Here is a 13,549-nt window from a genome sequence, read left to right on the forward strand (position 1 = left end):
GCCCAAGGCCAGGACGCCGTGCGAATGCCCCCCTTCCACCACCCGAGGACCCGACCGATGAAATTTCAGTTCAACCAGTTTTTGAAGAGCGCCTGCGTCGTTGCCGCGGCCAGCTTCACCTTCTCCGCGGCGCAAGCGCAGACCTATCCGAGCAAGCCGATCACCATGGTCGTGCCGTTCCCCGCCGGCAGCGCCACGGACGCGGTCGCCCGCCTGATCGGGCTTCGGATGTCGGAGAAGCTGGGCCAGCCCATCGTCATGGAGAACGTGGCGGGCGCCAGCGGCACCATCGCCGCCGCCCGCGTCGCCCGCGCGCAACCGGACGGCCAGACGCTGCTGATCCACACCACGATCGCCCTTTCCGCCGCGCTCTACAAGAACCTCAGCTACGACACCGCCACGGCATTCGAGCCGATCGGCATGGTGAACACGGGTCCCTACGTGTTCGCCGGCAATCCCAAGTTCCGCGCCACGGACGCGAAGGATTTCTTCGCCATCCTCAAGTCCGACGGCAACAAGGTCGCCTTCGCGAACGCGGGCGTCGGCACGGGCTCGCACCTGTGCGCCATCATGCTGTCGCAGGCCCTGGGCGTGCAGCCGAACCTCATCCCCTACAAGAGCACCAACCTGGCGCTCCAGGACGTCATCGCCGGCCACGTCCACGTGATGTGCGACCAGACCACGAACGCGCTGCCGCACCATGCGGCCAACAAGATCAAGGTCTTTGCGATCACCTCGCCGCAACGCAGCGCGAAGCTGCCCGACGTTCCCACCACCCGGGAGCTCGGCGCCCCGCAGGTGGACGTGGCCGTCTGGCACGGCCTCTATGCCCCGAAGGGGACGCCCGCGGCCATCGTGCAGCAGGTGAACGCGGCGCTCCAGGTGGCGCTGGCGGATCCCGACGTCCAGAAGCGCCTGTCGGACATGGGAACCGATCTGTTCCCGGCCGACCAGCGCAGCCCCGCGGCCCATGCGAAGCAGCTCAACCGGGAACTCGTGCGCTTCCGCGAGCTGGCCAAGAACGCCAACCTCCAGCTCGATTGAGCGCGCAGGCCCAGGGCATGGAAGCGGCACCGAACAAGGACGACGCCCTGGCCGCGCTGCAGCGCCTGGGCATCACGGTGCCTGCAGGCGACCTGCCCTTTTTGCAGCGCACGCTGCTGCGGCAACGGGAACTGCGGCGTGAGCTCATGGAGCGCGTGCCCGCGGACACCGAACCTGCGAACGTCTTCAGGTTGCCAGGGTAATCCGCGCCTGGCGCGCAAGCGGCAGGCGCGCTAGGCCCCTGCCGGCGCCACCGCCGCCCCCGTGATCCCATGCCGCTGCAACGCGGCGGCCACGAACCCGCTCGCCTTCATCTCCTCGACGAACTCGGCGAGGCAGCGCGCCGCGTCATCCCCGCGCCCGCGCGGGCATCCCATCGCCTGCCGGATCACCATGAAGCGCCCCGGCAGCAGGCGCAGCCCGCCCAGGCGCGCGGCGTCAGCTTCCAGTTGCTGCCGGACGCCGGCCGCAACATCGCCACCGTGCGCCAGGAAGTGCTCGACCACCGCGGGCGAACTGGTCGCGCGCACGATGCCGGCGTGCTTCAGCTCCCGCGTCAGGTACAGGTCGTAGGCGCTGCCCCGACCCACCACCACCTGCACGCCGCTGCGGTCCACCTCGTCCATCGAGGTGACCGGCGAATCGGCCCGCACCGCGTAGCAACCCTCGATCAGCACGTAGGGCGCGGTGAAGCGGATGCCTTCGCCGCGCTTGGGGTCGATGGCGAAGAAGCCGATGTCCGCCTGCTCGCCGGTGACGGCATCGACCGACTTGCCGGCGGTGTCGAACACCACCAGTTCCAGCGCCACGCCCAGGCGCTCGGCAAAAGCGTGGGCGAGGTCCACCGAAACGCCCCGCGCCGAGCCGGTGGACGGATCCGGCGCGGCCAGGATCGGATTGCCGGTGTTGATGGAGGCGCGCAGCCGCCCGGTGGGCGCGAAGGCGGCGACGATGTCGTGGGTGAGGTTCATGGGCCGGTTGTTCCTGCAGGATCTCGGTGTGCGTGCCGCCCAGCGCAAGCATCCGGTGCGGCCCGCAGCCGCTCCTTATACCGGGACATCAGAACCCCGGGATCACCGCGCCCTTGAACTCGGCCTGGATGAACTTGCGGATCTCCTCGGACTGGTAGGCCTTCACCAGCTTGGCCACCCAGGGCTTGTCCTTGTCCTGCTCGCGCACGGCGATCAGGTTGGCGTAGGGGCTGTTGGCGCTTTCGCGCGCGATGGCGTCCTTGCCCGGGTGCAGCCCGGCCGGGATGGCGTAGTTGGTGTTGACGGCGGAGGCGTCCAGGTCGTCCAGCGAGCGCGGCAGCTGCGCCGCATCGAGCTCCACGAACTTCAGCTTCTTCGGGTTCTCCACCACGTCCAGCGGCGTGGCCTTCAGGCCAGCGCCGGCCTTGAGCTTGACCAGGCCCTGGTCCTGCAGCACCAGCAACGCGCGGCCGCCGTTGGTGGGATCGTTGGGGATGCCGACGCGCGCCCCGTTCTTCAGGTCCTTCAGGTCGCGGACCTTCTTCGAGTAGATGCCGATCGGGAAGTTGACGGTGTAGCCGACCGAGATGAACTTGTAGCCCCGGTCCTTGACCTGCTGGTCCAGGTAGGGCTTGTGCTGGTAGCTGTTCGCGTCCAGGTCGCCGGACGCGAGCGCGGCATTCGGCTGCACGTAGTCGCTGAACTCGATCACCTGGATCTTCAGGCCGTCGCGCTCGGCCACTTTCCTGACCTGCTCGAAGATCTGGGCGTGGGGACCGGCGGTGACGCCGATCTTGATCGGCTTGTCCTGCGCCAGGGCACCGCCGGCCAGGGTTGCGCTGACCGCGAAGGCCAGGGTGGATTGGAGCAGCTTGCGCTTGTTCATTGGCTTTTTCCTTGGATATGGAAGAGAGGGAACTGGATTCACTTGTGGCTCAGGCGCCGCACCGCCCAGTCGCCCAGGCTCTGCACGGCCTGCACGAAGACGATCAGGACGACGACGACCGCCAGCATGATTTCCGGCAGGAAGCGCTGGTAGCCGTAGCGGATGCCCAGGTCGCCCAGGCCGCCGCCGCCGATGGCGCCGGCCATCGCCGAATAGCCCGTCAGGCTGACCAGGGTGATGGTGAAGCCGGCCACGATGCCGGGCAGCGCCTCGGGCAGCAGCACCTTGAGAACGATCTGCGAGGTGCTGGCGCCCATCGCCTGCGCCGCCTCGATCAGGCCGTGGTCGACCTCGCGCAGCGAGGTCTCCACCAGCCGCGCGATGAAGGGCGCGGCGGCCAGGGTGAGCGGCACCACCGCCGCGGCCGTGCCGATCGACGAGCCCGTGATGAAGCGCGTGAACGGGATGATGGCGACCAGCAGGATGATGAAGGGCGTGGAGCGCACCGCATTGACGATGCCGCCCATCACGCGGTTGACGGCCCCGTTCTGCAGCACGCCGCCGCGGTCGGTCAGGCGCAGCAGCACGCCCAGCGGGATGCCGATCACGGAGCCGGCGATGCCGGAGATGCCGACCATCACCAGCGTCTCCCACAGCGAGGTGGCGAACAGCTCCAGCATCGCGGGGGTGAAGTTATCCCACATGGGCCACCTCCTCCACCACCACGCCGGCGCCGCGCAGCTGCGCCGCAGCCGCATTCAGCTTCTCGCGCGCGCCGCGCGCGAACACCGCCAGCGAGGCGAAGGGCTGGCCCTGCACCTCGTCGACCTGGCCGTGCACGATGTTCAGCTCGATGCCATGGTCGCGCACCATGTCCGACAGCAGCGGCCGGTCGGCGTTGGCGCCGGCGAAGGCCAGGCGCAGAAGCCGGCTCTCGTCGGCCGGCTGCGCGGTCATCAGCGCGCGGATGCGCGCCAGCACGCCCTCGGGCAGCGCCTGCGGCACGATCTCCTCGATCAGGCTGCGGGTGGTCGCGTGCTGCGGACGGGTGAACACGTCGAGCACCGGGCCCTGCTCCACGATGCGGCCGGCGTCGATCACCGCCACCCGGTCGGCCACCTGCTTGATCACCTGCATCTGGTGGGTGATCAGCACGATGGTGAGGCCGAACTCGCGGTTGATCTGCTTGAGCAGGCCCAGGATGGAGCGCGTGGTCTCGGGGTCCAGCGCCGAAGTCGCCTCGTCGGACAGCAGCACCTTGGGCCGGTTGGCCAGTGCGCGGGCGATGCCCACGCGCTGCTTCTGCCCGCCGCTGATCTGCGCCGGGTGGCGATCGCGCATCGCGGCCAGTCCCACCAGGTCGAGCAGCTCGTCGACCCGGCGGCGGATCTCCGCGGGCGCCACGCCGGCCAGCTCCAGCGGCAGCGCGACGTTCTGCGCCACGGTGCGCGAGGACAGCAGGTTGAAGTGCTGGAAGATCAGGCCGATCTCGCGCCGGGCGGCGCGCAGCTCGCGCTCGCCCAGCGCCGTGAGCTCGCGGCCGCCGACGATCACCCGTCCCGCCTTCGGTCGGTTCAGCAGGTTGATGGTGCGCACCAGCGAGCTCTTGCCGGCGCCGCTGCGGCCGATGATGCCGAACACCTCGCCGGGCGCGATGTTCAGGTCGATGCCTCGCAGCGCCTCGTGCGCGCCGTAGGCCTGGGTGATGCCTTGCAGATGGATCATGTTCGCTCGGTTGCAGTGCGGACGCAGCCGCACCTCGCCCGCGCCGTCCTCGCGGCGGCGGGCGCTGGGGTTTGCAGGGAGAAAGGAAGAAGCGGGCGGGCGCGGGAGCGCGCTCAGCCGCTACATCGCGCGCCGGGGCGCATTCGGGGGAAGGAAAGTCGAGCGAAGCTCATGCATGGCATTGTGGCCAGGACCGGCGTGAAAGGGAACGAACAAAAACGCGAATGCATATTCCCTGCGGCGCAGTCGCCGCTCACTTGCGGCTGTAGATCTGGTCGAAGCTGCCGCCGTCGGCGAAGTGCTGCTTCGCGGCCATCCCAGCCGCCGAAGGCCTGGTCGATGGTGAACAGGTCCAGCCTCGGGAACTGTTTCGCGTACCTGGCCTGGGCTTTCTGCGAAGCGGCCGGGCGATAGAAGTGCTTGCCGGCGATGTCCTGGCCTTCTTCGGAATACAGGTACTGCAGGTACGCCTCGGCCACCGCGCGGGTGCCCTTCCTGCCCGCGACCTTGTCGACCACGGCGACCGCGCCACGTCGCCCTCCAGCCCGTCGATGATCGAGCGGGCCTGCTTGCCCGAGCCGCCGTGCGACTGCTGGAAAGTCACCTCCTGAGTCGATGGGCCATTCTGGAAGTCGGTCGCGCCCGATGGAACGACCGACTTTTCACTTGCTTATCGACATATGCAAATCGGTGCCGCCGGGCCCGCACGGCCGCCGCGGCAGCCCGGCCGAGCTGTCCTGCGGCCGACCAGGGCGGCGCGGCCGAGCAGCGACAATGGCTGAGTCCGCAGACCTGCGGCCGGCCCGAATCGCCCGCCCGCCGCCGCCTGCTTCCAACCACAGTCACCGGAGGTTCCCTGTCATGTCCATTCGTTTCGAAGGCCGCGTCGCGATCGTCACCGGCGCCGGTGGCGGCCTGGGCCGCGAGCACGCGCTGGCGCTGGCCGCGCGCGGCGCCAAGGTCGTGGTCAACGACCTGTCGGCCGCCGAGCGCGTGGTGGCCGAGATCCGCGCGGCGGGCGGCGAGGCCATCGCCAGCGACGCCTCGGTGACCGACTTCGCCGCGGTGCAGGCCATGGTCGCGCAGGCGGTGGACGCCTGGGGCCGCGTCGACATCGTGGTCAACAACGCCGGCATCCTGCGCGACAAGACCTTTGCCAAGATGGACCTGGCGGATTTCCGCCTGGTGCTGGACGTGCACCTCATGGGCTCGGTCCATTGCAGCAAGGCGGTGTGGGACCTGATGCGCGAGCAGAAGTACGGCCGCCTGGTGATGACCACCTCGTCCACCGGCCTGTACGGCAACTTCGGCCAATCCAACTACGGCGCGGCCAAGATGGCGCTGGTCGGGCTGATGCAGACGCTGGCGCTGGAAGGCGAGAAGTACGGCATCCGTGTCAACTGCCTGGCCCCGACCGCGCACACGCAGATGACCGAGGGCCTGATGCCGCCGGCGGTGCTGGACAAGCTCAAGCCCGCCTCGGTGACGCCCGCCCTGCTCTACCTGGCCAGCGAGGACGCGCCGACCCGCGCCATCCTGTGCGCCGGCGCCGGCACCTTCGAGCGCGCCCACATCACCCTGACCCAGGGCGTGCACATCGGCACCGGCCCGGACGCGCCCGAGCGGGTCGCCCAGCGCTTCGAGGCGATCTCCGACCGCGCCGGCGACATGGTGCCTGGCGCCGGTTCGGCCCAGGGCGAGAACGAGATCCGCAGGGCCGGCGGGATCGGCTGAGGCATCTATCGGTCATCCCCGGCGCAAGCCGGGATCCACCTCCTGCCGACTGAGCCCGCACGGGCGGCGTTCGGGTCGCAAGCGCCCCGCGCGGCGCCGATGCTGCCGATAATTTGGCTCCCGACCCGAGGACAGGAGCCCCCATGACCTTCGTTCTACGCAGCCCCGATTTCGCCGACCAGGCCAAGCTGCCCATGGACTTCGTGCACAGCGCGATGGGCGCCGGCGGCCAGAACGTCTCGCCCGCCCTGCAGTGGGAAGACGCACCGCCGGGCACGAAGAGCTTCGCGCTGACGATGTACGACCCCGATGCGCCCACCGGCTCGGGCTGGTGGCACTGGGTGGTGTACGACATCCCGGCCGATGCCACCCAGCTGCCGCGCGGCGCGGGCGCGGCCGGCGGTGCGCAGCTGCCGTCCGGCGCCCGCCTGGGCCGCACCGATTTCGGCAGCAAGGAATACGGCGGAGCCGCACCGCCGCCCGGGCATGGACCACACCGCTACATCTTCACGCTGTACGCGCTGAACACCGACAAGCTCGACGTGCCGGCCGACGCCTCGGCCGCGATGGTCGGCTTCATGATCCATTTCGCCAAGCTCGGCGAAGCGAAGCTGACGGCGACCTACGAGCGCTGAAGCGCGCAGCGCCTCAGGCCAGGAAGCGTTCGGCCAGCCGGGCCCAGTAGGCGGCGCCGATCGCCACGTTGTCGTCGTTGAAGTCGTAGCCCGGGTTGTGGACGTTGCAGCCCAGTTCGCCGTCGCCATTGCCGATCAGGAGGTAGCAGCCGGGCACCTGCTCCAGCATGAAGGAGAAATCCTCGCTGGCGGTCAGTTGCGGGCCCGGCTCGACCACCCGGTCGGCGCCCACCAGCTCCAGCGCCACCTGGCGCGCGAAGGCGGTCTCGGCCGGCGAATTGACCAGCACCGCGTAGCCGCGCCGGTAGTCGATCTCGGCGCGCACGCCGAAGCTCTCGGCCTGCGCCGCCACCAGCGCCTTGATGCGCCGCTCCAGCAGCTCGCGCACCTCGCGCGTCAGCGCGCGCACTGTGAGCTCCAGCACCGCGCTGTCGGGGATGACGTTGTTGGCCTTGCCGGCGTGCAGCGCGCCGACCGTGACGATGCCCATCTCCAGCGGCGGTACGTTGCGCGCGACGATGGTCTGCAGCGCGCTGACGATGCCGGCCGCGGCGACGATGCTGTCGGCCGTGCGGTGCGGCTCGGCGCCATGGCCGCCGACGCCGCGCAGGGTGATGGTGACGTAGTCCGACGAGGCCATCATCGGGCCGGTGCGGAACACCAGCTGGCCCTGCGGCGTGCCGGGCGCGTTGTGCATGGCGAACACCGCGTCGCAGGGGTAGCGCTCGAACAGGCCGTCCTCCATCATGCGCAGCGCGCCGCCGCCGCCCTCCTCGGCCGGCTGGAAGATCAGGTTCAGCGTGCCGTTGAAATCGCCCTGCTCCGCCAGGTAGCGCGCCGCGGCCAGCAGCATGGCGGTGTGGCCGTCGTGGCCGCAGGCGTGCATGACGCCGGGGCGGCCGCTCGCATAGGGCAGGCCGGTCGCCTCCTCGATCGGCAAGGCGTCCATGTCGGCCCGCAGGCCCAGGCGCTTGCCGCCCTCGCCCCTCTTCAGTTGCCCGACCACCCCGGTGCCACCCAGCCCGCGCTCCACCCGGTAGCCCCACTGCGCGAGCTGCCCGGCAACCAGGTCGCTGGTCTGGAATTCCTCGAAAGCCAGTTCGGGGTGCCTGTGGATGCGGCGGCGGATGGCGATGAATTCGTCGGCGAGGCGCTCGAAATCATGCAGTGCAGGGACGGCGGTTGCGGTGGTCATGCGGGAAAGCTGGGTCTGGAAACGGTCGGGGCGAAACGCCAGTTCAGGCCATGGCCATCGGCTGGGATGGAGCGTCGGCATCGCCGGGGGCGGCGCCGAAGCGGAAGCCCCGGCCCGGTGCCGCCGCCAGCAGCGCCTGCGTGTAGGGGTGCTGCGGCGCGAAGAACACGTCGCCGATGGCGCCCTGCTCGACGATGCGGCCGCGCTGCATCACGATCACGCGGTCGCAGATCTGGCTGGCCACCCGCAGGTCGTGGGTGATGAACAGGATGGCGATGCCCAGGCGCTGCTGGATGTCGTTCAGCAGGTCCAGGATCTGCGCCTGCACCGAGACGTCGAGCGCGGACACCGCCTCGTCGGCGATCAGCACCTGCGGCTCGCAGGCCAGCGCGCGGGCGATCGAGATGCGCTGGCGCTGGCCGCCGGAGAACTCGCTCGGGTAGCGGCGCAGCGCCTGCGGCGTCAGGCGCACCAGCGCCATCAGCTCCTCGGCGCGGGCCCAGGCCTGCTCGCGCGGCACGCCGAAGTTCAGCGGTCCTTCGATGATGGAGGCGCCCACGGTCTGGCGCGGGTTGAGCGAGCGGTACGGATCCTGGAACACCACCTGCACCTGGCGGCGGAACGGCGACAGCGCCTTGCCGGTCGCCGTGGCCACCGAGCGGCCGCCCGCCAGGATGTCGCCGCTGCTCGGATCGATCAGTCGGGCGATGCAGCGCGCCACGGTCGATTTGCCGGAGCCCGACTCGCCGACGATGCCCACCGTCTCGCGCGGACGCAGCGCCAGCGACACGTCGTGCGCGGCGTGGACCGTGCGCCGCTTCGGCCAATGGCCGCTGACGTAGGTCTTGCTCACGGCCCGCGCATCCAGCAGCGGCTCGGCCGGCGCCACCGGCGGGCGCTCGCGCGGGCCGAGGCCGGGCACGGCCGCCAGCAGCATCCGGGTGTAGTCCTGGCGGGGCTGTTGCAGCACCTGCAGGCGCGGGCCCTGTTCGACCAGGTCGCCCAGCTGCAGCACCACCACCTCGTCGGCGATGTCGGCGACCACGCCGAAGTCGTGGGTGATGAACAGGACGGCGGTGCCGTTGCGCTGCTGCAGCTCCTGGATCAGCTTGAGGATCTCGGCCTGGGTGGTGACGTCCAGCGCGGTGGTCGGCTCGTCGCAGATCAGCAGCGCCGGACGCAGGATCAGCGCGATGGCGATCACGATGCGCTGGCGCTGGCCGCCCGACAGCTGGTGCGGGTACGAGGCGTAGATGCGCTCGGGCTCGGGCAGGTGCACGCGCTCGAACACCTCCAGCACCCGGCGGCGGCGCTCGGCGGCCGGCAGCTTCGTGTGCTGGCGCAGCATCTCGTCGACCTGCTCGCCGCAGCGCAGCACCGGGTTCAGTGCCGTCATCGGCTCCTGGAACACCATGCCCATGGCGACGCCGCGCAGCTGGCGCAGGCGCGCCGGCGAGGCCTGCAGCAAGTCCTCGCCCTGCAGTTCGACCCGGCCGGCGGTGGGGCGCAGGCCCGACGCCAGCAGGCCCATGATGGTGTGTGCAATCACCGACTTGCCCGAGCCGGACTCGCCCAGCAGGCAGACGGTGCGGCCGGCGTGCACGTCGAAACCGACGTTCTGTACGGCGTTGGCGCGGTCGGCGCCGGGCGGCAGCGCGATGGTCAAGCCGCGCACCGAGAGGACGGGCGCCGGCACGTGGTCGGGGGAGGTCATCGCTCAGGCGCCTCGCTTGCTGAACTTCGGATCCAGCGTGTCGCGCAGGCCGTCGCCCAGGATGTTGACCGCCAGCACCGTGGCGGCCAGGAAGGCGCCGGGGAACAGCACGTTGTGCGGGTACTGGGTGAACTGGATGCGACCCTCGGCCATGATGTTGCCCCAGGTCGGGATGTCCACCGGCATGCCGACGCCCAGGAACGACAGGATGGCTTCCACCAGGATCGCTGCGGCGCAGATATAGGTGCCCTGCACGATCAGCGGCGCGATCGCATTCGGCAGGATGTGGCGCAGCAGCACCTTCAGCGGCGGCGTGTCCAGCGCGATCGCCGCTTCCACGTAGGGCTCCTCGCGGATGGTCAGCACCACCGAGCGCAGCAGGCGCGCCACGCGCGGGATCTCGGGGATCGCGATCGCCACCACCAGCGTCACCACGCTGGCGCCCCAGGCCGCCACCAGGGTGATGGCGAACAGGATGCCGGGGATGGCCATCACGCCGTCCATCAGCCGCATCAGCAGGCCGTCGATGCGGCGGAAATAGCCGGCCGCCAGGCCGACCACGATGCCGCCCGCCAGCGCCAGCACCGCCACCGCGATGCCGACGGTGAGCGACACCCGGGTGCCGTAGAGGACACGACTCCAGACGTCGCGGCCCAGGCTGTCGCTGCCCATCAGGAACAGGTGCTGGAAGCTGTCGCCGGCCAGGCTCATGAACTCGGCGCTCGTGCCGGGCAGCAGGTTGCTGCTGGCCGGGTCGATGGCCGTCGGGTCGATGGTGCCCAGCCAGGGGGCGAACAGCGCCACCAGGACCAGCACGATGAGGGCGCCGCCGCCCAGCTGGACGGGGCCGCTGCGCAGCGCGCGCCGGTACAGGGGAACCGGTTTGCGGCCGGGCGCCGGCTCGGCGTCGAGGGCGGCGCCGGCGGGGGATGCGGTCTGGAGCTTGCGGATCATGTCGGTGCCGGCTTCAGTAGCGGATGCGCGGGTCCAGCAGCAGGTAGCTCAGGTCCACCAGCAGGTTGATCAGCACGTACAGGAAGGAGAAGAACAGCGTGATGGCCTGGATCAGCGGGTAGTCGCGCGACAGCACGGCATCGACCGTGAGCTGCCCCAGGCCCGGGATCGCGAACACCGTTTCGGTGACCACCACGCCGCCGATCAGCAGGGCGATGCCGATGCCGATCACGGTGACGATCGGCACGGCGGCGTTCACCAGCGCGTGCCGCACCAGCACGCGGGCCTCGCTGATGCCCTTGGCGCGGGCGGTGCGCACGTAGTCCTCGGTCAGCGCCTCGGCCACCGCGGCCCGGGTGACGCGGGCGATCAGGGCGACGTAGATGATCGACAGCGTGACGGCCGGCAGGATCAGGTGGCGCAGCCAGGGGAGCAGGCCCTGCTCCAGCCGCGCATAGCCCTGCACCGGCAGCCAGCCGAGCTTGAGCGACACCGCCCAGATCAGCACGTAGCCGATGACGAAGGCGGGAATGGAAAAGCCCAGCACCGAGAACCCCATCAGGGCCCGGTCCAGCCAACCGCCGTGGCGCCAGGCGGCGAGCACGCCCAGCGGCACCGCGATCAGCACCGTGACGACCAGCGTCAGCGCAGCCAGCGACAGCGTCGGTTCGATGCGCTGGGCGATCAGGCCGGTCACGCTCTGCTTGAGGAAGTAGGACTCGCCCAGGTCACCCGAGAGCAGCCGCGCCGACCACTGGAAGAACTGCACGGGGATCGACTGCTCCAGCCCGAGCTGGGTGCGCACGTTCTTCATCGCCTCGCTCGACGCGTTGTCGCCGAGGATGGCCGCGGCCGGGTCGCCCGGCGCGAGGCGCAGCATCAGGAAGACGATCAGGGCGACGATGACCAGCACCGGCAGGGTGGCCGCGATGCGTCGGATCAGGAAGAAGGGCATGGGTACTGCAAGTGGGGGCCGGTGGGCGGCCGCCGTGCGGACCGCCCGATGGAGGCCGGGGCGGCGGCCCTCCTGCGAGAGCCGCTGCCCGGCGCGCCGCTCAGTTCTTCTTGATGTTCCAGAACACGTTGACCGGCGCCAGCAGCACGCCGCTGACGACGCCGCGGCGGATGACCGACAGGTTGTTGGTCTCGCCCAGCGGGGCGAACAGGCCGGTCTCCAGCGCCCGTTCCTGGATCTGCGCCGCCAGCTTCTTGCGCGCGGCCGGGTCGGTGGTGGCCGCGAACTCGCCCTTGAGCTCCTCGAGCTTGTCGTCCTTGTTCCAGCCGAACCAGCCCTTCTCGCCGTTGCCGGTCAGGGGCGCGAAGAACATCGGGTTGAGCGTGTCGCTGCCGCCCCAGCCGGTCATGAAGGCGTTCCAGCCGCCCTTGTCCGCCGGGTCCTTCTTGGCGCGGCGCATCAGCAGGGTCGGCCAGTCCATCGACTGCATGTCGACCTTGAAGCCGGCCTGCTGCAGCAGCTGCGCCATCATCGGCGGCAGCTTGTTGAGCAGGGTGAAGTCGGCCGGGTGCATCAGCACGATCGGCGTGCCGTCGTAGCCGGCTTCCTTGAGCAGGCGCTTGGCTTCCTCGAAGTTCGGCTTGCCGGTGAACCAGCCGGTCTTATCCGTCGCCAGCGGCGAGCCGCACGGGTAGATCGAGGCGCAGGTGCGGTACAGGTCGCGGAACACCATCTGGCCGCGCAGCAGCGCCTCCTGGTTGACCGCCAGCACGGCCGCCTTGGCGATCTTCGGGTTGTCGAAGGGCGGGATGTGGTGGTTCAGGTGCAGGTAGTAGGAGCCGGCGAAGGTCGGGTTGACGGTCTCCAGCTTGGGGTTGGTGCGCAGCGTCGAGTAGTGCTCGGGCGGCATCCAGGACAGCATGTCGACTTCGCCGCTGGTGATGGCATTCGACTGAGTCTGCGCGTCCTTCAGGATGATCCACTCGACCCGGTCGACGTAGACGTGCTTGCCGCCGGCGGTGCCCGAGGGCGTATCGGTGCGCGGCACATAGCCCTTGTGCTTCAGGTACACCACCTTCTCGCCGGGGCGGAACTGGTCCTTCTGGAAGACGTAGGGGCCTGAGCCGGTGTAGTCGTCGATCTGCTTGTCGGCCGGCGTGTCGGCCACCCGCTTGGGCATGATGAAGGCCGGGCTGCCGGAGGGCTTGGACAGGGCTTCGAGCACCAGCCCGAACGGCTGCTTGAAGGTCATCCGGAAGGCGTTGTCGCCGACCGCCTCCAGCTTGTCCATGACCGCCAGCATGCGCTGGCCCAGGCTGTCGCGCTTGCCCCAGCGGTTGATTGAGGCGACCACGTCGGCCGCCGTCACCGGCTTGCCGTCGTGGAACACCAGCCCCTTGCGCAGGGTGAAGTTCCAGACCTTGGCGTCGGCCGAGGCGCTGTACTTGTCGACCATCTGCGGCTGCGGCTTGCCGGTCACGTCCACGCCGAACAGCGTGTCGTAGACCATGTAGCCGTGGTCGCGGGTGACGAAGGCCGTGGTCCAGATCGGGTCCAGGATCTTCAGGTCGGTCTGCGGCACCATGCGCAGGACCTTGGCGTTGTCCTGGGCCGATGCGGTCACGGCAGCCAGCGCCAGCAGCGCGGCGCAGGTGGCGCGGGCGAACGGGGTACGGAACATGGTGACCGCCTTTCTTTGCGTGTCGGGGATGGGAACGGGGTGCAGGCGGGCGCCG

At 69.9% G+C, this 13,549-nt stretch carries 13 protein-coding genes and 1 pseudogene; 4 read left to right on the forward strand and 10 right to left on the reverse strand.

Going from position 1 to position 13,549, the window contains the following annotated elements; all coding sequences use genetic code 11:
* Positions 1-57 precede the first annotated feature (57 nt).
* Both PE066_RS05645 and PE066_RS05650 read left to right on the forward strand, forming a co-directional pair.
* Positions 58-1,044, forward strand: a complete 987-nt coding sequence (locus tag PE066_RS05645; protein ID WP_271235583.1) for a Bug family tripartite tricarboxylate transporter substrate binding protein — start codon at positions 58-60, stop codon at positions 1,042-1,044.
* Positions 1,041-1,247: a hypothetical protein gene (locus tag PE066_RS05650; RefSeq protein WP_271235584.1), complete on the forward strand. Its 207-nt coding sequence runs from the start codon at positions 1,041-1,043 to the stop codon at positions 1,245-1,247. The genes PE066_RS05645 and PE066_RS05650 overlap by 4 nt, the downstream gene beginning before the upstream one ends.
* 30 nt (positions 1,248-1,277) lie before the next feature.
* On the opposite strand, the gene PE066_RS05655 is transcribed toward PE066_RS05650, so the two are convergent.
* From PE066_RS05655 to PE066_RS05675, 5 genes and pseudogenes are all read right to left on the reverse strand, one after another.
* On the reverse strand, positions 1,278-2,015 hold the full coding sequence (locus tag PE066_RS05655; protein ID WP_271235585.1) for an ABC transporter substrate-binding protein: 738 nt from the start codon (positions 2,013-2,015) through the stop codon (positions 1,278-1,280).
* A gap of 88 nt (positions 2,016-2,103) precedes the next feature.
* Entirely contained in the window at positions 2,104-2,901 is a 798-nt protein-coding gene (locus PE066_RS05660) for a MetQ/NlpA family ABC transporter substrate-binding protein (RefSeq protein WP_271235586.1), read from the reverse strand.
* 38 nt (positions 2,902-2,939) lie between these two features.
* On the reverse strand, positions 2,940-3,605 hold the full coding sequence (locus tag PE066_RS05665; protein ID WP_271235587.1) for a methionine ABC transporter permease: 666 nt from the start codon (positions 3,603-3,605) through the stop codon (positions 2,940-2,942).
* Positions 3,595-4,626 carry a methionine ABC transporter ATP-binding protein gene (locus PE066_RS05670; protein WP_271235588.1) on the reverse strand — a complete coding sequence of 344 codons (1,032 nt, stop codon included), beginning with the start codon at positions 4,624-4,626 and terminating at the stop codon, positions 3,595-3,597. The genes PE066_RS05665 and PE066_RS05670 overlap by 11 nt, the downstream gene beginning before the upstream one ends.
* A gap of 253 nt (positions 4,627-4,879) precedes the next feature.
* Positions 4,880-5,153, reverse strand: a pseudogene (locus PE066_RS05675) (sulfate transporter subunit); the annotation flags it as partial.
* Positions 5,154-5,487: 334 nt separating this feature from the next.
* Between PE066_RS05675 and PE066_RS05680 the strand changes: the two are divergent.
* Both PE066_RS05680 and PE066_RS05685 read left to right on the forward strand, forming a co-directional pair.
* Positions 5,488-6,360, forward strand: coding sequence for an SDR family NAD(P)-dependent oxidoreductase (locus PE066_RS05680; RefSeq protein ID WP_271235589.1), 873 nt, complete (start codon positions 5,488-5,490; stop codon positions 6,358-6,360).
* Positions 6,361-6,503: 143 nt separating this feature from the next.
* On the forward strand, positions 6,504-6,995 hold the full coding sequence (locus PE066_RS05685) for a YbhB/YbcL family Raf kinase inhibitor-like protein (protein ID WP_271235590.1): 492 nt from the start codon (positions 6,504-6,506) through the stop codon (positions 6,993-6,995).
* Positions 6,996-7,008: 13 nt separating this feature from the next.
* On the opposite strand, the gene PE066_RS05690 is transcribed toward PE066_RS05685, so the two are convergent.
* From PE066_RS05690 to PE066_RS05710, 5 genes are all read right to left on the reverse strand, one after another.
* Positions 7,009-8,190 carry a M20 aminoacylase family protein gene (locus tag PE066_RS05690; RefSeq protein WP_271235591.1) on the reverse strand — a complete coding sequence of 394 codons (1,182 nt, stop codon included), beginning with the start codon at positions 8,188-8,190 and terminating at the stop codon, positions 7,009-7,011.
* Between the two features lie 43 nt (positions 8,191-8,233).
* Positions 8,234-9,904, reverse strand: a complete 1,671-nt coding sequence (locus tag PE066_RS05695) for an ABC transporter ATP-binding protein (protein ID WP_271235592.1) — start codon at positions 9,902-9,904, stop codon at positions 8,234-8,236.
* Positions 9,905-9,907: 3 nt separating this feature from the next.
* The gene (locus tag PE066_RS05700; RefSeq protein ID WP_440480581.1) at positions 9,908-10,858 is read right to left on the reverse strand and encodes an ABC transporter permease; all 951 of its coding nucleotides are present in this window, start codon (positions 10,856-10,858) and stop codon (positions 9,908-9,910) included.
* 13 nt (positions 10,859-10,871) lie between these two features.
* Complete coding sequence (locus PE066_RS05705) at positions 10,872-11,813, reverse strand: ABC transporter permease (RefSeq protein ID WP_271235593.1); 942 nt, start codon at positions 11,811-11,813, stop codon at positions 10,872-10,874.
* Between the two features lie 100 nt (positions 11,814-11,913).
* Positions 11,914-13,494: an ABC transporter substrate-binding protein gene (locus PE066_RS05710; RefSeq protein WP_271235594.1), complete on the reverse strand. Its 1,581-nt coding sequence runs from the start codon at positions 13,492-13,494 to the stop codon at positions 11,914-11,916.
* Positions 13,495-13,549 lie beyond the last annotated feature (55 nt).

Source organism: Ramlibacter tataouinensis (assembly GCF_027941915.1).
Lineage (GTDB): Bacteria > Pseudomonadota > Gammaproteobacteria > Burkholderiales > Burkholderiaceae_C > Ramlibacter > Ramlibacter tataouinensis_C.

Excerpts from the sequence above, each read along its gene's own strand:
- PE066_RS05710 (WP_271235594.1), bottom strand. The coding sequence starts at position 13,494 with ATGTTCCGTACCCCGTTCGCCCGCGCCACCTGCGCCGCGCTGCTGGCG.
- PE066_RS05705 (WP_271235593.1), bottom strand. The coding sequence starts at position 11,813 with ATGCCCTTCTTCCTGATCCGACGCATCGCGGCCACCCTGCCGGTGCTG.
- PE066_RS05680 (WP_271235589.1), top strand. The coding sequence starts at position 5,488 with ATGTCCATTCGTTTCGAAGGCCGCGTCGCGATCGTCACCGGCGCCGGT.
- PE066_RS05685 (WP_271235590.1), top strand. The coding sequence starts at position 6,504 with ATGACCTTCGTTCTACGCAGCCCCGATTTCGCCGACCAGGCCAAGCTG.
- PE066_RS05690 (WP_271235591.1), bottom strand. The coding sequence starts at position 8,190 with ATGACCACCGCAACCGCCGTCCCTGCACTGCATGATTTCGAGCGCCTC.
- PE066_RS05695 (WP_271235592.1), bottom strand. The coding sequence starts at position 9,904 with ATGACCTCCCCCGACCACGTGCCGGCGCCCGTCCTCTCGGTGCGCGGC.
- PE066_RS05700 (WP_440480581.1), bottom strand. The coding sequence starts at position 10,858 with ATGATCCGCAAGCTCCAGACCGCATCCCCCGCCGGCGCCGCCCTCGAC.
- PE066_RS05660 (WP_271235586.1), bottom strand. The coding sequence starts at position 2,901 with ATGAACAAGCGCAAGCTGCTCCAATCCACCCTGGCCTTCGCGGTCAGC.
- PE066_RS05665 (WP_271235587.1), bottom strand. The coding sequence starts at position 3,605 with ATGTGGGATAACTTCACCCCCGCGATGCTGGAGCTGTTCGCCACCTCG.
- PE066_RS05645 (WP_271235583.1), top strand. The coding sequence starts at position 58 with ATGAAATTTCAGTTCAACCAGTTTTTGAAGAGCGCCTGCGTCGTTGCC.
- PE066_RS05670 (WP_271235588.1), bottom strand. The coding sequence starts at position 4,626 with ATGATCCATCTGCAAGGCATCACCCAGGCCTACGGCGCGCACGAGGCG.
- PE066_RS05655 (WP_271235585.1), bottom strand. The coding sequence starts at position 2,015 with ATGAACCTCACCCACGACATCGTCGCCGCCTTCGCGCCCACCGGGCGG.